The sequence below is a fragment of the Tersicoccus sp. Bi-70 genome (assembly GCF_001968825.1).
Taxonomy (GTDB): domain Bacteria; phylum Actinomycetota; class Actinomycetes; order Actinomycetales; family Micrococcaceae; genus Tersicoccus.
Genome location: NZ_MIEU01000011.1, coordinates 143,643 through 164,750, shown reverse-complemented (window position 1 = coordinate 164,750; position 21,108 = coordinate 143,643). Strand labels below are relative to the sequence as shown.

General features: G+C 69.2%; 19 protein-coding genes and 2 tRNA genes. 15 read left to right on the top strand and 6 right to left on the bottom strand.

Annotated elements, in window-relative coordinates; all coding sequences use genetic code 11:
• Positions 1–319: 319 nt before the first annotated feature.
• The 6 genes from rsmG to rpmH all read right to left on the bottom strand — a co-directional run bounded on the left by rsmG (position 320) and on the right by rpmH (position 3,610).
• Positions 320–943: a 16S rRNA (guanine(527)-N(7))-methyltransferase RsmG gene (gene rsmG / locus BGP79_RS07275; RefSeq protein WP_076694725.1), complete on the bottom strand. Its 624-nt coding sequence runs from the start codon at positions 941–943 to the stop codon at positions 320–322.
• 95 nt (positions 944–1,038) lie between these two features.
• The gene (locus BGP79_RS07270; protein ID WP_083701672.1) at positions 1,039–1,698 is read right to left on the bottom strand and encodes a R3H domain-containing nucleic acid-binding protein; all 660 of its coding nucleotides are present in this window, start codon (positions 1,696–1,698) and stop codon (positions 1,039–1,041) included.
• The gene (gene yidC / locus BGP79_RS07265) at positions 1,695–2,654 is read right to left on the bottom strand and encodes a membrane protein insertase YidC (protein ID WP_076694177.1); all 960 of its coding nucleotides are present in this window, start codon (positions 2,652–2,654) and stop codon (positions 1,695–1,697) included. Before yidC ends, BGP79_RS07270 begins: the two co-directional genes overlap by 4 nt.
• Before the next feature lie 14 nt (positions 2,655–2,668).
• Positions 2,669–3,088, bottom strand: coding sequence for a membrane protein insertion efficiency factor YidD (yidD, locus tag BGP79_RS07260; protein WP_076694175.1), 420 nt, complete (start codon positions 3,086–3,088; stop codon positions 2,669–2,671).
• Positions 3,085–3,426, bottom strand: coding sequence for a ribonuclease P protein component (gene rnpA, locus BGP79_RS07255; protein ID WP_076694724.1), 342 nt, complete (start codon positions 3,424–3,426; stop codon positions 3,085–3,087). Before rnpA ends, yidD begins: the two co-directional genes overlap by 4 nt.
• A 46-nt stretch (positions 3,427–3,472) precedes the next feature.
• Positions 3,473–3,610 carry a 50S ribosomal protein L34 gene (gene rpmH, locus BGP79_RS07250; protein ID WP_076694722.1) on the bottom strand — a complete coding sequence of 46 codons (138 nt, stop codon included), beginning with the start codon at positions 3,608–3,610 and terminating at the stop codon, positions 3,473–3,475.
• Between the two features lie 552 nt (positions 3,611–4,162).
• Here rpmH and dnaA point away from each other — a divergent pair.
• The 15 genes from dnaA (at position 4,163) to BGP79_RS07180 (ending at position 20,977) form a co-directional block, all read left to right on the top strand.
• A complete protein-coding gene (gene dnaA / locus BGP79_RS07245; protein ID WP_076694173.1) occupies positions 4,163–5,596 on the top strand; it encodes a chromosomal replication initiator protein DnaA in 1,434 nt (477 codons plus the stop codon).
• A 537-nt stretch (positions 5,597–6,133) separates the two neighbouring features.
• Positions 6,134–7,258: a DNA polymerase III subunit beta gene (gene dnaN, locus BGP79_RS07240; RefSeq protein WP_076694171.1), complete on the top strand. Its 1,125-nt coding sequence runs from the start codon at positions 6,134–6,136 to the stop codon at positions 7,256–7,258.
• An 89-nt stretch (positions 7,259–7,347) separates the two neighbouring features.
• On the top strand, positions 7,348–8,313 hold the full coding sequence (gene gnd / locus BGP79_RS07235; RefSeq protein ID WP_083701671.1) for a phosphogluconate dehydrogenase (NAD(+)-dependent, decarboxylating): 966 nt from the start codon (positions 7,348–7,350) through the stop codon (positions 8,311–8,313).
• A 4-nt stretch (positions 8,314–8,317) separates the two neighbouring features.
• Positions 8,318–9,517, top strand: coding sequence for a DNA replication/repair protein RecF (recF, locus tag BGP79_RS07230; protein ID WP_076694169.1), 1,200 nt, complete (start codon positions 8,318–8,320; stop codon positions 9,515–9,517).
• A 131-nt stretch (positions 9,518–9,648) separates the two neighbouring features.
• Positions 9,649–10,188 (top strand): DUF721 domain-containing protein, encoded by a 540-nt coding sequence (locus BGP79_RS07225; RefSeq protein WP_076694167.1) that lies wholly within the window; start codon positions 9,649–9,651, stop codon positions 10,186–10,188.
• Positions 10,189–10,598: 410 nt separating this feature from the next.
• A complete protein-coding gene (gene gyrB, locus BGP79_RS07220; RefSeq protein ID WP_076694720.1) occupies positions 10,599–12,644 on the top strand; it encodes a DNA topoisomerase (ATP-hydrolyzing) subunit B in 2,046 nt (681 codons plus the stop codon).
• Between the two features lie 124 nt (positions 12,645–12,768).
• Positions 12,769–15,492 carry a DNA gyrase subunit A gene (gene gyrA, locus BGP79_RS07215; protein ID WP_076694165.1) on the top strand — a complete coding sequence of 908 codons (2,724 nt, stop codon included), beginning with the start codon at positions 12,769–12,771 and terminating at the stop codon, positions 15,490–15,492.
• Positions 15,489–16,163, top strand: a complete 675-nt coding sequence (locus tag BGP79_RS07210) for a DUF3566 domain-containing protein (RefSeq protein WP_233121249.1) — start codon at positions 15,489–15,491, stop codon at positions 16,161–16,163. The genes gyrA and BGP79_RS07210 overlap by 4 nt, the downstream gene beginning before the upstream one ends.
• 157 nt (positions 16,164–16,320) lie before the next feature.
• Positions 16,321–17,193 (top strand): iron uptake transporter permease EfeU, encoded by an 873-nt coding sequence (efeU, locus tag BGP79_RS07205; RefSeq protein ID WP_076694163.1) that lies wholly within the window; start codon positions 16,321–16,323, stop codon positions 17,191–17,193.
• A gap of 3 nt (positions 17,194–17,196) precedes the next feature.
• Complete coding sequence (gene efeO, locus BGP79_RS07200; RefSeq protein ID WP_083701669.1) at positions 17,197–18,387, top strand: iron uptake system protein EfeO; 1,191 nt, start codon at positions 17,197–17,199, stop codon at positions 18,385–18,387.
• A 40-nt stretch (positions 18,388–18,427) separates the two neighbouring features.
• Positions 18,428–19,669, top strand: coding sequence for an iron uptake transporter deferrochelatase/peroxidase subunit (efeB, locus tag BGP79_RS07195; protein WP_076694161.1), 1,242 nt, complete (start codon positions 18,428–18,430; stop codon positions 19,667–19,669).
• 81 nt (positions 19,670–19,750) lie between these two features.
• Positions 19,751–19,824, top strand: a tRNA-Ile gene (locus tag BGP79_RS07190).
• A gap of 29 nt (positions 19,825–19,853) precedes the next feature.
• Positions 19,854–19,973 (top strand): DLW-39 family protein, encoded by a 120-nt coding sequence (locus BGP79_RS16915; RefSeq protein ID WP_233121247.1) that lies wholly within the window; start codon positions 19,854–19,856, stop codon positions 19,971–19,973.
• Positions 19,974–19,984: 11 nt separating this feature from the next.
• Positions 19,985–20,057: transfer RNA gene (locus BGP79_RS07185), tRNA-Ala, on the top strand.
• Positions 20,058–20,191: 134 nt separating this feature from the next.
• Positions 20,192–20,977 carry a GAF domain-containing protein gene (locus BGP79_RS07180; RefSeq protein WP_143588337.1) on the top strand — a complete coding sequence of 262 codons (786 nt, stop codon included), beginning with the start codon at positions 20,192–20,194 and terminating at the stop codon, positions 20,975–20,977.
• The last annotated feature ends 131 nt before the right edge of the window (positions 20,978–21,108 follow it).

Below are 21,108 nucleotides of genomic sequence, written 5' to 3'. Positions count from 1 at the left end.
TGTCGGGGGAACCGGTCGAGTCGCTGGCCGCCGTCGACGCCTTGACTGCGTCGGCCGGAGCGGTCGCCGTTTCCGGCGCGGTCTCGACCGCCGCCTCCGTCGTCTCGGCCTCAGCCGCCGTGGTCTCCGATGTCTGCACGCGGGTCCTCTGCTCGGGGTGGCGGTCGGACGCCTGGCGACGGCCGGTGAGGAATGAACTCAACGACGCGAAGGTGGGGACGCGCTGCCCCGACTCGGTACTGCTCACGTGCTCGCTCTCCTCGTTGCGGTCGGCTTCCAGCCTAACGGTGCCGCGACCCCGCCCCGGGGAAGCGGGGGGTCATCGCCCCGCGCGCGTGGACGGAGCCCGTCCGGGAACAGCGTCGACGGACACCACGGTGGTCGGCACCGGCAGCAGGCCCTCGCCCGCGGTGAGCACCCGGGGATTCGCTCCGCCGGCGCGGCGGATCGCCTTCTCGGCCTTGACGATCTCCTCCGTGGCACTGCGGCCCTTGATCGCCAGCATCCGGCCGGACCCGTGCAGCAGCGGCATGCTCCACGGCACGAGCGTGGTCAGGGCGGAGACCGCCCGAGAGGTGACGACGTCGACGTCGATGGTCTCCGCGACGTTCTCGGCGCGGTCACGGTGCACGCTCACCTGCGTCAGCCCCAGGTCCTCGATCACCTCGCCGAGCCACCGCACCCGCCGTTCGAGCGGTTCGATCAGCTCGATGCGCAGGTCCGGTCGTGCGATGGCCAGGGCGACGCCGGGCAGGCCGGCACCGCTGCCGATGTCCGCGACGTGCAGGTCGGCGGGAATCAGCTCGCCGAGGACGGCGCAGTTGAGCACGTGCCGCTCCCACAGTCGCGGGACCTCCCGCGGGCCGAGCAGTCCTCGCTCGATCCCGGACGTGGCCAGGTGAACGACGTAGCGCTCTGCGAGCTCGAGGTGCGAGCCGAACACCTGCGCGGCGGCACGCGCTTCCTCCGCCGTCGGCGCCGGGGGCGCACTCGGGACGGCGGTCGGGGCGGCGGCTGTGCGCCGGTCGGCGGATCCGGTCACTGCTCGGGCAGCGACACCACGACGTGACGGGAGGCGCCCTCGCCCTCGGACTCGCTGATCATCCCGAGCTCGGCGATCGCGTCGTGCACGATCTTGCGCTCGTAGGCGCTCATCGGCTTCAACGCGACGGCGTCGCGGGTGTCCCGCGCCCGGGTCACTGCCTCCTCGGCCAGGCGCTGCAGCACGGAGGCGCGATCACCGCGGTAACCGTTGATGTCGAGCACCAGTCGGCTGCGGGTGTCGGTCGAGGCGAGGACCGCCAGCCGGACCAGTTCCTGCAGCGCGTCCAGCACGGCGCCGTCACGGCCCACGAGCGCCTCGAGGGGGGCGTTGTCCCCGTCGCTGACGATGGACAGGTGGGTGCGGCCGGCGCGGACCTCGATGTCGATGTCGCCGTCGATGTCGGCGATGTCGAGCAGTTCCTCCAGGTAGTCGGCGGCGACGTCGCCCTCCTCCTCGAGGCGCCGGCGGGTCGTGGACCCACCCTCCTCGGCGGGGGCGTCCGCCCCTTCGGAGGTCTCCGCGGAATCCTCGTCGGAGGAGGACTCGGCAGTCGCGTCGGTCGTGGCGTCAGCGGTGTTCTCGTCGACGGTGTCCGTCGTGGCCTCGTCGGGGGCCGAGGGGGCCTGCGGCTCCGTCACGCTGTCGGCGTTCATCGCTTTCTCCTGTTCTTCCGCTGCGGCTGGGTCCGCTGCGGAACGCGAGGCAGGGTCTCCGCCTCGGCCGTCGCGACCGTCGCACCGGGCGTCTTCTTGGTGGGCTCGAGCTTGCCGCGGGCCCGCTGGCGCTCCTGCCAGGCGCGGTAGGCGGGCGAGCCGGGCGTGGGCATGTTCCGGATGACGACGAACTGCTGGACCATCGTCCACACGTTCGTGGCCGTCCAGTAGATGAGGACGCCGATGGGGAAGTTGATACCGCCGACGGCGAAGACGAGCGGCAGGACGTACATCAGCATGCGCTGCTGGCGCATGAAGGGGCTGGCCAGCGCCTGCTCGGACATGTTCTTCGACATGATCTGCCGCTGCGTGATGAACTGCGACGCCGTCATCGCCAGGATCATGATCACGCTGAGCACGATGACGGTCGCGTTGCCGCCGTTGTTCAGGAACGTCGAGGACAGCGGCGCACCGAAGATGGTGGCGGCGTTGAACTGCTGGACCTGCTCCGGGTTGAGCGCACCGATGTGGCTGTTGTTCTGCGCCGCGTGGCCGATGCCATTGAGCACCGTGAACAGGGAGAAGAAGAACGGCATCTGCACGATGAGCGGCAGGCACGCCGAGAACGGGTTGGTCCCGTGCTTCTTGTACAGGGCCATCTGCTCCTGCGCCATGGCCTGGCGGGAGAGCTGATCGGTCTTGCCCTTGTACTTCTTCTGCAGGGCGAGCAGTTCGGGCTGCAGCTCCTGCATGCCGCGCTGCGCCTTGATCTGCTTGACGAACAAGGGGATCAGGGCGCCGCGGATGACGATGACGAGGCCGATGATCGACAGCGTCCAGTTCCATCCCGAGGCGTCGGAGATGCCGATGAAGTTGAACGCCTCGTGGAAGCCGATCAGGATCACCGACACGATCCACCGGAACGGCGTCAGGATCATGTCAAAGAAGTCGAACATTCAGCTTTCTCTCCTCAAGCCGCGCGATGGCGGTGCTCGATCGGGGATGTCGCATCCGGCCCGTCCTGATCGGCGGGGATCGGGGGATGGTTGAGCACGACGATGCGGGGCGTGTGGCCCTCGGGCCAGCTCCGCTCCCCGTGGGGCACGTGATCCACTCCACCGCGGTGGAAGGGATTGCAGCGCACCAGACGCCGGACGGTGAGCCAGGAGCCGCGCACGGCGCCGTGCACCGTCACTGCTTCCAAAGCATAGGCGGAACAGCTGGGATAGAACCGGCACACCGGTCCGTAGAGGGGCGAGATCACGGTGCGCCACCCGATCAGCAGTCCCATCAGGATCCACCGCGGCACCGAGACGATCGCCCGGACACCGGAGCGCAGGGCCGTCGCGACGCGTGCTGAGCCCGACGCCGGGGCCGGTCGGGCCGTCATCGCCGGTCCCGGGCGGCACGCCGCCAGGCGCGATCGACGTCCTCGGCCAGCTCGTCCCAGCTCACCTGGGCGGCCGCCGGGAGGGCGCGCACGACGACGTCGGCGTCCGGGTCGTCGGACCAGTGGCTGCTGATCAACGACCGGAGCCGGCGCTTGACGAGATTGCGGGTGACGGCATTGCCGACGGCCCGGGAGACGATCAGCCCCGCACGCCCCGGCTGGGCCGCTTCCGGACGCCGGAGGTGGAGGACGACGCTTCGCCGGGCAGCCTTGTGCCCACCACGGATCACCGTGGTGAAGTCGGCCGGGGTCTTCAGACGCCGATCGGCCGGGAACATCAGCACACCGCCGGCGGCGCGGAGTCAGCGCGAGGCGTGATCCGGATCAGGCGGAGAGCTCGGTGCGGCCCTTGGCGCGACGGGCGTTCAGGATCGCGCGACCGGCACGCGTCCGCATGCGAGCACGGAAGCCGTGCTTCCGGGCCCGACGACGGTTGTTCGGCTGGAAAGTCCGCTTGGTCACGGTGTTCACTCCAAAGCTTCATTCGGCGCCGAGTCGAACGAGGGGAAAGCAGATCCGGCGCGGTGTGCGGCGACCCGGGGTCCGTGCCCTCGTCGGGTCGACGAGACGCGATCCGGTCAGCTTCCCTCGCGGGGCGACACGGGCCGGCTCGGGCGATCGAGAACAGCACGAACTGTGGTCACACAGGACCATCCAACGCTAGTGGACGCGTCGCACGGCGTCAAACCGGCTCGCCGCCGTCCAGGCCGCCCACAGGCCGCGGTGCCGGGGGTTCTCATTCTCCGTCCACAGGCGCGCGAGCAGCCGATTCCGCATGGCCCCGCGCCTGGACCGGCCCGCCCGACGAGGACCGGACGTGATTGTCCACACGCGGTGGACAACCCTGTGGATTACGGTGGCATCGGAAACGTGGTGGACAATGGACGCCGGATCGCGTGACCGTTGACAGCGTCCCCGCGCCCCCGGAGCATCGGTCTGCACACCCGGCGCCGCGCGCCGCAACAGCGCCCATCAGCAGCACCACGACGCACGTCTTTCAGGAGGATCGGCCGCATGAGCCAGGACGATACGGATGACCTCGGTACATCCTGGCGACGTGTGGTCGCGGCCCTGGAGGACGACCGCCGGGTCAGCGGCCGTCACCGCGGCTACCTCCCGCTGGTCCAGCCGCAGGGGATGTTCGGCAACACCCTGATCATCTCGGTGCCGAACGAGACCACGCGCGACGTCTTCCAGAACAACCTGCACCAGCCGCTCACCGACGCCCTGCGGGCCGAGCTGGGCCAGGAGATGCAGGCCGCGGTGGTCATCGACACCGAGATGTCCCCGCCCGAGGCCCCGCGGGCCGAACCGGAGCCGGCGCGTGCTCCCGACCCGGCTCCCGCCCCCGCGACCTCGAACCGTGCGCCCAGTCGCTCGATGCCGCCCGCCGACGTCGACGCCCCGGACATGGGCCGGCTGAATCCGAAGTACATCTTCGACGCCTTCGTCATCGGCCAGTCCAACCGGTTCGCCCACGCGGCGGCGGTCGCGGTCGCCGAGGCGCCGGCCAAGGCGTACAACCCGCTCTTCATCTACGGGGACTCGGGCCTCGGCAAGACCCACCTGCTGCACGCCATCGGTCACTACGCCCGACGGCTCTACCAGGGCATCCGGGTGCGGTACGTGAACTCCGAGGAGTTCACCAACGACTTCATCAACTCCATCCGCGACGACGAGGGCACCAGCTTCAAGCAGCTCTACCGCAGCGTGGACATCCTGCTCATCGACGACATCCAGTTCCTCGCGGGCAAGGAGCACACGCAGGAGGAGTTCTTCCACACCTTCAACGCCCTGCACAACCACGACAAGCAGGTCGTCATCACCTCGGACCTGCCGCCCAAGCAGCTGACCGGGTTCGAGGAACGCATGCGGTCGCGCTTCGAGTGGGGCCTGATCACCGACGTGACCATGCCCGAGCTGGAGACCAGGATCGCGATCCTGCGGAAGAAGGCGATCCTCGAGGGGCTCAAGGCGCCCGACGACGTCCTCGAGTACATCGCGTCGCGGATCTCCACCAACATCCGCGAGCTGGAGGGCGCCCTGATCCGCGTCACCGCGTTCGCGTCGCTGAACAAGCAACCGGTGGATCTGCCGCTCGCGGAGATCGTGCTCAAGGATCTGATCACCGAGGACGGGGCGAAGGAGATCACCTCCGCCACGATCCTCGGACAGACCGCGGCCTACTTCCATCTGAGCCAGGAGGAGCTGTGCAGCAAGTCGCGCACCCGCACCCTGGTGACCGCCCGGCAGATCGCCATGTACCTGTGCCGTGAGCTCACGGACATGTCCCTGCCGAAGATCGGGCAGGAGCTCGGCGGCCGCGACCACACGACGGTCATCCACGCGGACCGGAAGATCCGGCAGCTGATGGCCGAGCGTCGGCACATCTACAACCAGGTGACCGAGCTGACCAACCTGATCAAGCAGACGCAGCGCGACGGCTGATCTCCGCCGCGATGTCCCTCACATCGACGGACGCCCGGGTGCCGATGCGCCCGGGCGTTCGTCGTTTCATCAGCATCCTGCTGTTTTCCACGCCTGTGGACAACGCTGTGCAGAACCGGGTGCCGGCCGTGGACAACCGGTCGAAGAACCTGCCCCCTGGATGTGGACGCGGAAACCGCCCTCCCTCGTCGTCCACCGGTGAGGGACGGTGCGCCCCGTCGCCGACCACAGCTCGTCCACACCCCGATTCGGCGTGCGACCGGCCTCGACGCCGCTTCTCCACAGGATCCACAGCTGTTAATACCTCTACGAATCCTAGAAATTCATGAGGTTCTTCCGAGAACATCTTCCCGACCGCCCCACGGACCAACGCCCTGCGAGCATCCTTCGGGCAGGCCGGTGCCCGTCCCGTCGACCCTTCGCTAAGCTGTCCCCGGACACCGTCCCGGCCGTCAGGCTGCCGCGACGGGATCGACCTGCCGCACCGGGAACCGTGGGCTCCCGACATGACAACGCTGAAAGGCGGATGCATTCTCCGTGAAGTTCTCCGTTGACCGGGATGTCCTCGCCGAGGCTGTCACCTGGACCGCACGCTCGTTGTCCCCCCGTCCGCCGGTCCCGGTCCTCTCGGGGCTCCTGCTCAAGGCCGAGTCCGGAGCCGTGAGCCTCTCGAGCTTCGACTACGAGATCTCCGCGAATCTGCAGTTCGCCGCGGACGTCGCCGAGGAAGGCACCGTGCTCGTCTCGGGTCGCCTGCTCGCGGACATCTGCCGCAGCCTGCCCTCCGCGCCGGTCGAGATCGCCACCGACGGCGCGAAGATCACTCTCAGCTGCCGCAACTCCCGGTTCAACCTGGCGACGATGCCGGAGAACGACTACCCGGAGCTGCCGGCTCTGCCCCCGATCGGCGGCGTCGTCGACGGTGGTGCGTTCGCGCAGGCCGTCTCGCAGGTGATCATCGCCGCGAGCCGCGACGACACCCTGCCGATTCTCACCGGCGTACGGATCGAGTTCGAGGGCGAGACGATGACGCTGCTCGCCACCGACCGGTACCGGCTGGCCATGCGCGAGCTGACCTGGCGGCCGAACAGTGCCGGCCTGTCCACCAGCGTGCTGGTCAAGGCCCGCACCCTGAGCGAGGTCGCCAAGACCCTCGGCTCCGGTGGGGACCTGTCGATCGCGCTCTCCGACGCCAACGAGCTGATCGGCTTCGAGAGCGGCGGCCGCCGCACCACATCGTTGCTCGTGGACGGCGACTACCCGAAGATCCGCTCGCTGTTCCCCGACGTGACGCCCATCCACGCCTCCGTGCGCACCGCCGATCTGGTGGAGGCCGTCCGCCGCGTCGCCCTCGTCGCCGAGCGCAACACCCCCATCCGGATGGCCTTCACCGAGGGCACGCTGTCCCTGGATGCCGGCACCGGTGAGGACGCGCAGGCGTCCGAGGCCATCGAGGCGAACCTGACGGGCGATCCGATCACCGTCGCGTTCAACCCGCACTATCTCAGCGAGGGCCTGAACGCGTTCGGGACCGAGTACGTGCGGTTCTCCTTCACCACCCCGCCCAAGCCGGCGGTCATCTCGGCCCAGCAGGAGTCCGAGGGCGACGAGCAGGACGACTACCGGTACCTGCTGATGCCAGTTCGCCTGCCGAACCAGTGACGCTGCCCAACCAGTGACGCGACTGCGCTGAGCCGGCACCGACCCGGCGCGGGGACAGACCCAGGGAACCGACGGAAGGGACGGACACGATGCACATCGGCATGATCGGGCTCGGCAAGATGGGCTTCAACATGCGGGAGCGGCTGCGTCGCGGTGGCGTGGAGGTCACCGGGTACGACCGCAATCCCGACGTCACGGACGTTCCCGACACGGACGCCCTCGTGGCGGCGCTGCCGTCACCCCGCGTCGTGTGGCTGATGCTGCCGGCCGGCAAGATCACGGCGGACGTGGTCGACGAACTCGTCGGCAAGCTCGACTCCGGTGACATCCTCATCGACGGCGGCAACTCCCGCTTCACGGACGACCAGGCCCATGCCGACCACGCCGCCGAGCGCGGCATCGGCTTCGTCGACGTCGGTGTCTCCGGTGGTGTCTGGGGCCTCGAGAACGGCTACGGCATGATGGCCGGCGGCACCGACGAGGAGATCGCCACCCTGATGCCGGTGTTCGACGCGCTCCGCCCCGAGGGCCCCCGCGAGGAGAGCTTCGTGCACGTCGGCGCGGTCGGCTCCGGCCACTACGCCAAGATGGTCCACAACGGCATCGAGTACGGCGTGATGCAGTCCCTCGCCGAGGGCTACGAACTGCTGGCCAAGAAGAGCATCGTCTCCGACGTCACCGGCACGTTCCGCGCGTGGCAGAAGGGCACCGTCATCCGGTCCTGGCTGCTGGACCTGATGGTCCGGGCGCTGAACGACGACCCGGGACTGGAGAAGATCTCCGGCTACGTCGAGGACTCGGGCGAGGGGCGCTGGACCGTGGAAGAGGCGATCGCCAACGAGGTCGCCGCCCCCGCGATCACCGCCGCCGTGTTCGCCCGGTTCGTGTCCCGGCAGGACGACTCCCCCGCGATGAAGGCCGTCGCCGCCCTGCGCAACCAGTTCGGTGGCCACGCCGTGCGGCCCGCCGGGCAGCGCATCGAGGGCTCGGGCACCCCGAGCCCGGGCAGCGAGAACACCGGGACCGATCCGTCGACGGCGGCGGGCCCGAGCTGACGACGTGCACCTCGCGGCTCTCTCCCTCACCGACTTCCGCACCTACGCCCAGCTCGACCTGACCCTCGAGCCCGGCGTCACCGTCTTCGTCGGCGCCAACGGACTCGGCAAGACCAACATCGTCGAGGCCGTCGGCTATCTCGCGACCCTCGGCTCGCACCGGGTCAGCCAGGACGCCCCGTTGATCCGGTTCGGCGCCGACCAGGCGCTCGTGCGGGCCCGCCTGGTGCGCCGGACGCAGCAGCTGAGCCTGGAGATGGAGATCAACGCCCGCGGCGGCAACCGGGTGCGGATCAACCGGGCCAACCCGGTCCGTGCCCGGGACGCGCTCGGCCTGTGCCGCACGGTGCTGTTCGCGCCGGAGGACCTCGAGCTGGTCAAGGGAGACCCGGGCAGCCGTCGGCGGTTCCTCGACGAGCTGACCGCGACGCTCTTCCCGTCCCAGGCCACCCTGCGGGCGGAGTACGACCGGGTGCTCAAGCAGCGCAACGCCCTGCTCAAGTCGGCGCGGGCGGCCGGGCGCTTCACCGAGAACCACCGGGCCACGCTGCAGGTGTGGAACGAGCACCTCGCGGCCACCGGTGCCCAGCTGCTCCAGGCGCGCGTGACGCTGCTCGAACGGCTCGCTCCGCACCTGGCCGACGCGTACCGGCGGCTCACCGACGGGAGCAAGGAGCTGACGGCGCGGTACCGCAGCACCGTGGTCGGCCACGGGCAGGACGACGGCGACGACGTGCTCCCGCCCGGCTCGGCCGGCCTCGCGGACGCGGGGTCCGACCTGGCGGGCCTGGACACCGAGACCATCCGGCGCGCCTTCCTCGACGCGCTCGAGGCCGGGCAGAACCGGGACCGGGAACGCGCGTTGACGCTGACCGGACCCCACCGCGACGACGTCGAACTCGTCCTCGGGCAGGCGCCGGCCAAGGGATACGCCTCCCACGGCGAGTCCTGGTCGGTGGCGCTCTCCCTGCGGCTGGCGGCGTACGAACTGCTGCGCGAGGACGCCCTGACCGAGGGTGGGGAGCCGATCCTCCTCCTCGACGACGTGTTCGCCGAGCTCGACGCCGACCGCCGCAACCGGCTGGCCGCCATCGCCGCCGACGCCGAACAGGTGCTCATCACCGCGGCCGTCGTCGAGGACATCCCCGCGAGCCTCATCGACCGGCAGCTGCGGGTCGGGGCCGGGGTCGTGGAGGCGGCATGAGTCCCCGGGCCGACAGCGGGAGGTCTCGTCCCCGCGGTGCGGCGACCACGCCCGCCGGGGCAGCCGAACCGACGCCTGCGGCCGGTCCGGCCGGTGGGCGTGATGCGACGGCATCCGGGAACACTCCGGCCGTGAACGAATCCGGCGTCGGCCAGAGCGCGCCGGAGGAGGCCATCGACGCGGCCGCGGCCGCCCTCCTGCGGGCCCGCGCCGCCGCGGAGGCCCGTGGCGAACGGCGCGTCCGCTCCGCTGCGGCCCTGCGCCGCAGTGCGGACCGCGCGGCCGCTCGCACGGGTGCGTCCCGCCGCCGTACCGGCCGGGATCCGCTGAACCTGGGCTCGGTCGTGGACCGGATGGTCAAGGACCGGGGCTGGAGCACGCCGGTGTCGGTGGGATCGGTGATCGGCCGCTGGCCGCAGATCGTCGGCCCGGACATCGCCGCCCACTGCCACCCCGACGCATTCCGGGAGACGACGCTGCACGTCGTGTGCGATTCGACGGCCTGGGCCACCCAGGTGCGGCTGCTCGTGCCGACCTTGCTGGCCCGGTTCGACGCGGAGATCGGCGCCGGTATCCTGACCGCGATCAAGGTCTCCGGACCCACGGCGCCGAGCTGGCGGAAGGGTCCCCGGACCGTGCAGGGCCGCGGTCCGCGCGACACATACGGGTGACCGCAGGAGCCGAATTCGGCGGACGCCGAAATCCGCCGAGAGAGCGTCTGGGACCCCGGCGGACGAGGACGGCCCCGTCCGGACCTCTGTTGATCGGCCAGATCCGGCAAAGAATTGTGCCCAGGGCATGATGAGCGCGTTCCCGCCCCAACCACACAGTAGAATGGTCAACGTGTGCCGGAAGGTTACCGTGCGGTAGCCCCTGTGCCCTCCCTCTGGAGGCGCGCCACGGCACGTGTCATGGTGCGCGCGGCTACCGCCGTCGCGCACGTCTCGATCACGAGGAGCCGGACGCGCCTGTGTCAGCGAACCTTCCCGACGACGGAACCAGTCAGCCCCAGCCCACGGATCTCCCGGCCGAGTCCCCGGCGTCGCCGTCGTCGGAGGTGAACGGCGCAACCCCGACCTCGGTGCAGGACGACGCTCCCGCGACCACGCCGTCGCCCCGCCCCGGGATCACCGACGGCCAGTACGGCGCCAGTGACATCACCGTCCTGGAGGGCCTCGAGGCCGTGCGCAAGCGGCCCGGCATGTACATCGGCTCCACCGGTCCCCGCGGTCTGCACCACCTGGTCTACGAGGTGGTCGACAACTCCGTCGACGAGGCCCTCGCCGGTCACGCCACCCACATCGAGGTCACGCTGCTGGCCGACGGCGGCGTCCGCGTCGTCGACGACGGCCGTGGCATCCCCGTCGACATGCACCCGACCGAGAAGAAGTCCACCGTCGAGGTGGTCATGACCATCCTGCACGCGGGCGGCAAGTTCGGCGGCTCCGGCTACGCCGTCTCCGGCGGCCTGCACGGCGTGGGCATCTCCGTCGTCAACGCCCTCTCCCGGCGGGTGGACACCGAGGTCCGCCGCCAGGGTCACGTGTGGCGCCAGTCGTTCGGTGACGGTGGTCAGCCCCGGACCGACCTGGTCAAGGGCGAGGTCACCGATGCCACCGGCACCACGCAGACGTTCTACCCCGACGACTCGATCTTCGAGAGCGTCGACTTCGACTTCGAGACCCTTCGCGCCCGCTTCCAGCAGATGGCCTTCCTGAACAAGGGCCTGAAGATCACGCTCACGGACGAGCGGACGCTGGAGGAGGCCGGCGAGGAGATCGCCGAGGCCGAGGACGCGTCGGCCGAGCCCGCCGAGGCGAAGCACCGCGAGGTCGTCTACCAGTACGAGAAGGGCCTGCTGGACTACGTCACCTTCCTCAACTCCTCCAAGCGCACCGAGGTCATCAATGACGAGGTGATCGCGTTCGAGTCCGAGGACAAGGAGCGCAAGATCGCCCTCGAGCTCGCGATGCAGTGGACCACGGCGTACTCGGAGAGCGTGCACACGTACGCCAACACGATCAACACCCACGAGGGCGGCACCCACGAGGAGGGCTTCCGCGCGGCGCTGACCACCTTGGTCAACCGCTACGCGCGCGAGAAGAACATCCTGCGGGAGAAGGACGACAACCTCACCGGCGACGACATCCGCGAGGGTCTGACCGCCGTCATCTCCATCAAGCTCGGCGAGCCGCAGTTCGAGGGGCAGACCAAGACGAAGCTCGGCAACTCCGAGGCGAAGACCTTCGTCCAGCGCGTGGTCTCCGACCAGCTCGGCGACTGGTTCGAGCGCAATCCCGGCCCGGCCCGCGACGTGATCCGCAAGGCCATCCAGGCGTCCCAGGCCCGCATCGCCGCCCGCAAGGCGCGCGAGTCGACCCGCCGCAAGGGGCTGCTCGAGTCCGGTGGCATGCCGGGCAAGCTCAAGGACTGCTCGTCGAAGGACCCATCGAAGAGCGAGATCTACATGGTGGAGGGCGACTCCGCGGGCGGGTCCGCGGTCCGCGGCCGGGATCCCATGACCCAGGCGGTGCTGCCCCTGCGCGGCAAGATCCTCAACGTCGAGCGGGCCCGGCTCGACAAAGCGCTGAACAACGCCGAGGTCCAGTCGATGATCACCGCGTTCGGCGCCGGCATCGGGGAGGACTTCGACATCACCAAGGCGCGGTACCACAAGATCGTGCTGATGGCCGATGCGGACGTGGACGGCCAGCACATCACCACGCTGCTGCTGACCCTGCTGTTCCGGTACATGCGTCCCCTGATCGAGCACGGCTACGTCTACCTGGCGCAGCCCCCGCTGTACAAGATCAAGTGGTCCAACGCCGCGCACGACTACGTCTACAGCGACCGGGAGCGGGACGCCGTCGTCGCCGACGGTCTCTCCCACGGTCGCCGGATGCCGAAGGACAACGGCATCCAGCGCTACAAGGGTCTCGGTGAGATGGACTACACCGAGTTGTGGGAGACCACCATGGACCCGGACCACCGCACGCTGCTGCAGGTGACCATGGACGACGCCGCCGCGGCGGACCAGGTGTTCGCGGTGCTGATGGGCGAGGACGTCGACTCCCGGCGTGCGTTCATCCAGCAGAACGCCAAGGACGTCCGCTTCCTGGACATCTGACCGGCGCCGACAGCTGACCGCCGCCGGTCATCCCCGCACCGCACCCGTCACCGTCGAGCCGCCGTCCTGCACGGCACCGGTCCGCACGTGAGCCGAGAGACGTAGAAGAAGAAGGATCCCGAGTATGAGCGACGAGACCCCGGAGAACCCCGAGGGCATCGAGGAGCCGACCCCGGTCGAGGGCGAAGTGCTGACGGATCGTGTCGAGCAGGTCGACCTGCAGACCGAGATGCAGCGCTCGTACCTGGACTACGCGATGGCCGTCATCATCGGCCGCGCGCTGCCCGACGTGCGTGACGGCCTCAAGCCCGTGCACCGGCGCATCCTCTACGCGATGTACGACGGCGGCTACCGGCCGGACCGGGCGTTCAGCAAGAGCGCCCGCGTGGTCGGCGACGTGATGGGTACCTACCACCCGCACGGTGACCTGGCGATCTACGACGCCCTGGTCCGGCTCATCCAGGACTGGACGCTGCGCTACCCGCTCGCGCTCGGGCAGGGCAACTTCGGTTCCCCGGGCAACGACGGCGCGGCTGCCCCGCGGTACACCGAGACAAAGATGGCTCCCCTGTCGATGGACCTGGTCCGGGACATCGAGCAGGAGACCGTCGACTTCCAGGACAACTACGACGGCCGCGACCAGGAGCCGACGGTCCTGCCGGCGCGCTTCCCGAACCTGCTGGTCAACGGCTCCTCCGGCATCGCCGTCGGCATGGCCACGAACATCCCGCCCCACAACTTGCGGGAAGTGGCCGACGGTGTCCAGTGGTACCTCGAGCACCCCGAGGCCACGAAGGACGAGCTGCTCACCGAGTTGCTCAAGCGGATCAAGGGCCCGGACTTCCCGACGCACGCCCAGATCCTGGGCCACAAGGGCATCGAGGACGCGTACCGCACGGGCCGCGGGTCCATCACGATGCGCGCCGTCGTCAACGTCGAGGAACTGCAGGGCCGCACCTGCCTCGTCGTCACCGAGCTGCCCTACCAGGCCAACCCGGACAACCTCGCGATCAAGATCGCCGAGCTGGTCAAGGACGGCCGGATCTCCGGCATCGCCGACCTGCGGGACGAGACCTCGGGCCGCACCGGCCAGCGTCTGGTCATCGTGCTCAAGCGGGATGCGGTCGCGAAGGTCGTGCTGAACAACCTGTACAAGCACACGTCGCTGCAGGAGAACTTCTCCGCGAACATGCTGGCGATCGTCGACGGGGTGCCGCGCACGCTCTCGCTCGACGCGTTCATCCGGCACTGGGTCACCCACCAGCTGGATGTCATCGTCCGGCGCACCCGGTTCCGGCTGCGCAGGGCCGAGGAGGAGGCGCACATCCTGCGCGGCCTGCTGGCGGCGCTGGACGCGCTCGACGAGGTGATCGCCCTGATCCGGCGCTCGTCCACGGTCGAGGACGCCCGGAACGGGCTGATCGAACTGCTGTCCCTCGACGCGCTGCAGGCGCAGGCCATCCTCGACATGCCGCTGCGCCGCCTCGCCGCCCTCGAACGGCAGAAGATCCAGGACCGGTTCGCCGAGCTGGAGGCCGCGATCGCGGACTACCACTCCATCCTCGAGTCACCGGAGCGGCAGCGGCGGATCGTCAGCGAGGAGCTGGCGGAGATCGTCGACCGGCACGGGGACGACCGGCGCACCCAGATCATGCTCGGCTACGACGGCGACATGAGCATGGAGGACCTGATCCCCGAGGAGGACATGGTCGTCACCATCACCCGGGGCGGGTACGTCAAGCGCACCCGCACCGACCAGTACCGCACGCAGCAGCGCGGCGGGAAGGGCGTGCGCGGGGCGCAGCTGCGCGCCGATGACGTGGTCGACCACTTCTTCGTCACCACCACCCACAACTGGTTGCTGTTCTTCACCAACCTCGGCCGGGTGTACCGGGCGAAGGCGTACGACCTGGTGGAGGGCGGCCGTGACGCGCGCGGCCAGCACGTGGCCAACCTGCTGCCGTTCCAGCCGGACGAGACGATCGCCCAGGTGCTGGCGCTGAAGGACTACACGCAGGCGCCCTATCTCGTGCTCGCCACCCGCAACGGCCTGGTCAAGAAGACCCGGCTCGCGGACTACGACACGAATCGGGCCGCGGGCGTCATCGCGATCAACCTGCGCGACGGGGACGAGCTGGTCTCGGCCAAGCTGGTCTCCGAGGAGGACGACATCCTGCTCGTCTCCCGCAACGGCCAGTCCCTGCGATTCGCCGCGACGGACGAGGCGCTGCGGCCGATGGGCCGCGCCACCTCGGGCGTCACCGGCATGAAGTTCCGCGACGGCGACGAGCTGCTCGCCGCAGACGTCGTCACCGAGGACTCCTTCGTCTTCGTCGTGACCGACGGCGGCTACGCCAAGCGCACCCCGGTCGACCAGTACCGCGTGCAGGGCCGAGGTGGCCTGGGCATCAAGGTGGCCAAGGTCGTCGAGGAGCGCGGCGAGCTGGTGGGCGCGGGCATCGTGCAGGAGGACGACGACGTGCTCGTCATCATGGAGCGCGGCAAGGTCGTCCGCTCCGCCGTCAGCGGTGTTCCCGCCAAGGGCCGCGACACGATGGGCGTCATCTTCGCCAAGCCGGACAAGAACGACCGGATCATCGGCGTCGCCCTGACCTCCGAGTCGCGGATCGAGGAGGAGGTCGCGGCCGCCGACGGGGTGCCCGTCGACGGAGCCGACACCACGGCCGGGACGGCTGTCCCGACCAAAGCTGCGGGTACTGATGAAGTACCGTTGGACCAGCAATCCGAGGCGGTCGCGACCGCCGATCCCGACGACGGCGACAGCGCGGACGGCTCGTCCGCCGATGCGTCGTCCGACGGCAGCGTCGACGACGGAGGTAGGCAGTGAGCTCCAACAAGCCCAGCGGTGACGGCCGCGGCGGATCCGGCCAGCGGTCGGATGCCCTGGAACGGATGAAGGCCAAGAGTGCCGGCGTCCGCGACACCGCCACCGGTCGCGCGCCCAGCCGACCCGATCGCGCCCCGTCGACCTCCGGTCGTACCGGCACCAGCGTCCGCTCCGCGGCTCCGTCGTCCGCGGCCCGCACGCAGACCGCTCGGCCGGCCGCCCGCCCCGCCGCTGCGGCCACGTCCGGCCGGGACGGCCGGGAGAGCGCCGCACGGCCCGCGCCGAAGCTGGTGCGCCCGCCGCAGAAGACCAAGGTGCGTCGCGCCCGCCTGCTGGTGAGCAAGATCGACCCGTGGTCGGTGCTGAAGATGGCGTTCCTGCTGTCCGTGGCCCTCGGCATCATCACCGTGGTCGCCTCGATCGTGCTGTGGACCGTGCTGGACCTGACCGGCATCTTCTCCCGGATCAACCAGATGCTCGGGGAGGTGGGCGGCAGCAACAGCTTCGACCTGCGCACCTACGCCTCGCTCGGCCAGGTGGCCTCGTTCGCGACCGTCGTGGCCGTGACGAACATCTTCCTGCTCACCGCGCTGTCCGTGCTCGCGGCCGTGCTGTACAACATCACCTCGACGCTGGTCGGCGGCATCGGCGTCACGCTCACCGACGACTGATCAGGCTGGACCGGCCGCCCGCGCGGCCGGTCCTGCTCATCCTGTCCACCGGCGCTGACGCAATACGGAAGCTTCGTGTTGTGTAATGTGCCCGTGGCGGTCTAGTCTCGCTTTCGGGTGAGGTAAGGCTCACCTGAGTTGAGGTGAGGAGACCACGGTGACCGGGAACTACCTGATCGGCCTGCGCGAGGGGCTGGAAGCAGCCCTGCTGCTCGTGCTGCTGCTGGCGTACCTGCGCCGGACCGGGCGGACCGCCCTGATCCCCCGGCTCTGGGCCGGCGTCGCCGTCGCGGTCGTCCTCAGCGCCGCCTTCGGTGCTTTCCTCACCTTCGGCCCCCAGGGCCTGACGTTCGAGGCCCAGGAGGCCATCGGCGGCGGCCTCTCGATCCTCGCCGTCGCCCTCGTCACCGGCATGGTGTTCTGGATGGCGCGCACGGCTCGCACCCTCGGCAGCACGCTGTCCACCCGGATGGACGCCGCCACCACGGCCGGCGGCTGGGCGGTGGCCGTCGTCGCCGCCGTCACCGTCGGGCGCGAAGGCCTCGAGACCGCGCTGTTCCTCTGGGCCGCGGCCCAGTCCACCGGCCAGACCTGGCAACCGCTCGTCGGCTCTCTGGCCGGCATCGCCACCGCCGTCATCATCGGCTGGCTGATCGGGCGCGGCACGATCAAGCTCAACCTCGGCGTCTTCTTCCGCTGGACCGGGGCCCTGCTCATCGTCATCGCCGGTGGCGTGCTCGCCTACGGGATCCACGACCTGCAGGAGGCCCGCATCCTCCCGGGCCTGAACGCGCTGGCGTTCGACCTGACGTCCGCCATCCCGCCGGCCAGCTGGTACGGCACCCTGCTCAAGGGCGTGTTCAACCTCTCCGCGGAGACCACGTGGCTGCAGGCGGTGGCGTGGGTGCTCTACGTCGGCATCACGTTGGCGATCTACCTGCGCGTGGTCCGCCGCCCCTCGGGCAGCAGCCCCGCTGTCGCCCGCTCCCGCACCGTCCGTGCGGGTCTGCCCGTCGCGAAGGAAGCCTGATCCGTGCCGCTCGTTCTCCGTCGCTTCGGCCTGCCCGCCGTCGCTGCCCTGGTCGCCTCGGCGGCCCTGGCGCTCACGGGCTGCACCTCGAACACTCCGCAGGCCGCCTCGTCCGGCGGTAGCGCCGAGGCCGGTGCCGTGACCGTCACCAGCACCGACGACGCGTGCACTCTCTCCGCGACCCAGGCGCCCAGCGGCAACGTGACCTTCCGCGTGTCCAACCAGGGCAACCAGGTCACCGAGTTCTACGTCTTCGCGCAGGACGGGGTGCGGATCGTCGGGGAGGTCGAGAACATCGGGCCGGGCCTGAGCCGCGACCTCATCGTGCAGGCCCCCGCGGGCAGTTACAGGACGGCGTGCAAGCCGGGCATGAGCGGCGAGGGCATCCGTGCCGGCTTCACCGTGACGGACTCCGGCAAGCCGGTGTACGCGGACGCCTCCTCGCAGCAGCTGCTGACCTCCGCCACGACGCAGTACCAGGCGTACGTGAAGGAGCAGACCGAGCAGCTGGTCACCGGGACGACAGCGTTCGTCACCGCCGTCAAGGCCGGGGACACCGCGGCCGCACGCAACCTCTACGCGTCCACCCGCAGCCACTGGGAGCGGATCGAGCCGGTCGCCGAGTCGTTCGGCGATCTCGACCCCCGGATGGACGCCCGCGAGGCGGACCTGGAGAAGGGCCAGACGTGGACGGGCTGGCACCGGCTGGAGAAGGACCTGTGGGCACCCGCGTCCGGCTACACCCCGCTGACCGCCGCTCAGCGCACCAAGGTCGCGGACCAGCTGATGGCGGACACGAAGGAACTCGCCACCCGGACGAAGTCCGTGAAGCTGACGCCCGCGCAGCTGGGCAACGGCGCGAAGGAGCTGCTCGACGAAGTGGCCACCGGAAAGATCACAGGCGAGGAGGAGACCTTCTCCCACACCGACCTGTGGGACTTCCAGGCCAACGTCGACGGCGCCCGGATCGCCTTCACCAACCTGCGACCGGCGCTCGAGGCGAAGGACAAGGCCCTGGCGACCACGATCAGCGCCCGGTTCGACGCGCTGCAGAAGGAGCTCGACCGGTATCGGAAGGGCGACGGGTTCGTCTCCTACACCGCGCTGACGCCGGCGCAGGTGAAGGCCCTGTCCACCCGGGTGGACGCCCTGAGCGAGCCGCTCGCGAAGCTCACCGGCGCCGTCGTCGCGTGATGCGTTCGTTCGTCGAGGCCCGCTCGCTGCTGGGTTCGTCGTGAGTCGTCTCGGTCGGCGCTCCTTCCTCGCCCTGGCCGGTACCGGTGGGGTCACCGCGGCCGTCGGCGCGGTCGCCGCCGTCGCGTCCGGCGGGGACCGAGCGCGGGTTGCCGCTCCGGTCGCGTCCGTCGTCCCGTTCCACGGCGAGCATCAGGCCGGCATCGTCACGCCCGCGCAGGACCGGCTGCATCTGGCTGCGTTCGACGTCGAGACTGACTCGCGGGACGAGCTGATCGCGCTGCTGCAGCAGTGGACGGACGCCGCGGCGACGCTGACCGCCGGCGGTTCTCTGACGCCCGACGCCGGGTACGACTCCCCGCCCACCGACACTGGTGAGGCGCTCGGGCTGAACGCGGCCAACCTGACCATCACGATCGGCTTCGGCGCCGGTCTGTTCACGAAGGACGGCAAGGACCGGTTCGGCCTGGCGAAGCACCGACCCGCGGCACTGATCGACCTGCCGCACTTCCCCAAGGACGCGCTCGAGCCCGCGCGCACGGGCGGGGACCTCGTCGTGCAGGCATGCGCGGACGACCCGCAGGTGGCCGTGCACGCGATCCGCAACCTCGCGCGGATCGGCTTCGGCACGGTGAGCGTGCGCTGGTCGCAGCTCGGCTTCGGCCGCACGTCCTCGACGAGCACCGCACAGGCGACGCCGCGGAATCTGTTCGGTTTCAAGGACGGCACGGCCAACCTCAAGGCCGAGGAGTCGGACTCGCTGGCCGAGCACGTGTGGGTGGGCGGTGACGCCGGCTGGATGGCCGGTGGAACCTACCTCGTCGCCCGGCGGATCCGAATGCACATCGAGACCTGGGATCGCACCTCGCTGCGCGAGCAGGAGCAGGTGGTGGGGCGGGACCGCACCGAGGGGGCGCCACTCTCCGGCGGCACGGAGTTCACCGAGGCCGACCTGACGCGGGCCGGGAACGATGGCGCGCCGTTGGTCGCGCGGACGTCCCACGTGTCAATCGCTCATCCGTCGCGGAACGACGGCGTGCGGATGCTCCGGCGCGGGTACAACTACACGGACGGCTCGGACGGGCTGGGCAAGCTCGACGCCGGGCTGATGTTCCTTGCGTTCGTCACCGACCCGCGGACGCACTACGTGCCGATGCAGACGGCGATGGCACGCAACGATGCCATGGCCGAGTACCTCCGCCACACCGGCTCCGGACTGTTCGCGGTACCCGGTGGGGTGGCCCCCGGCGGGTACGTCGGACAGCGGCTGTTCGAGGCCTGATCCCGGGGCTCGCACGGTCCCGCGGATTTGGGAAGGTGCCCGGCGATACGGTATCGTCGTGTCTCGGCCCAACGGGTCTGGGGGCGTATAGCTCAGGCGGTTAGAGCGCTTCGCTGATAACGAAGAGGTCCCAGGTTCAAGTCCTGGTACGCCCACTCCCACCCTCTCGTCTCGTGAGGAATCCATGAAGAAACTGCTGGCCATCGCGGCCGCGGCCACCGCCGGTGTCGTTGCCTGGCGCCGGTACCAGGATGCCGAGGCCGAGAAGAAGAAGTGGCGCGACGCCACGGACACCATCGACTGACCCACCTACCCGGGGACTTAGCTCAGTTGGTAGAGCGGTAGCTTTGCAAGCTTCAGGTCAGGGGTTCGATTCCCCTAGTCTCCACGCACGTTGAACACGAAGGCCCGGTCCACTGCGGACCGGGCCTTCGTCGTGAGTTCTGACGCAGAGTTTATTACATTCAAATTGGATGCGCATGGCTCGACCGTGATCTGGACTCGAGGGCATAGAATCCGCCTGTGCCTAAGAAGAGACCCCGCGGGTGGGTGTGGGACGTGGTATCCGTGGTCCTCCCACTGCTCGGCACCTTTGGTGGCGCTCAGCTGATTTCGTGGGGAGTTCGAGAATCGGGAGAGCGCCAGGTTCAGCTTTACTGGCTTGGCTGTTTAGCGCTTGTCATCGCAGTTGGCATTACGGCGGCCGCAAAGATTGTCGACTTCAAGCGAGGCGTATTAGCTGACGACGCGAAGCGGACTCAAGTCGTTAGACTGAAGGATGAGTTGATGCCGTTTGCATCTACCATGGCTGAAATGGCCATTCAGCCGCACTCTGTTCGACTTGCGTATTTAATGGCCGTATCGAAGACAGCGGCAAATGCTCTTCGAAACCTGGTGGGTGAGCACGTGGCTCGACCACGTGCAGTTGTCTATATGCTAGACGCTGATGCGAACCCTGTGATCATGGACCCTGTTGGCCACAGCGGACGGGGGGAACGTCCGGGTCCCTTTAGGGCGGGGACACCTAGAGGAGATTTCGCTCTCCAGTTCCTCAACAGGCGAAAGACAATGCACTTCGCTGACTTGAATAAGAAGAAGCCGAATGGTTACGACGGGTCAATGGCGGGATATAGGACGTTTGTTGCCGCGCCGATATGGACTGAGACGGGAGTGTACGGGATGGTAACGCTCGATGCGCCGACACCCAAGGCGTTTGACGAAGGAGATGTCGCTCTTGTGGAGCTGACGGCGGAGATGATGTCGATCGCATTCGAGATCGGCCAGGACCAAGACGCGACGGGGCACTGACGGTGCTCCGTTCGATTGTCCTCTGTGGCGCGTAGAGTGGGACATATGGCGAAGCAAGGTAGTTGGCAAGTCGTCAAGACCTCAGGCGGGTACGGGGTGCTGAAGAGCACGTCGGGGTCGCGAGTCACGAA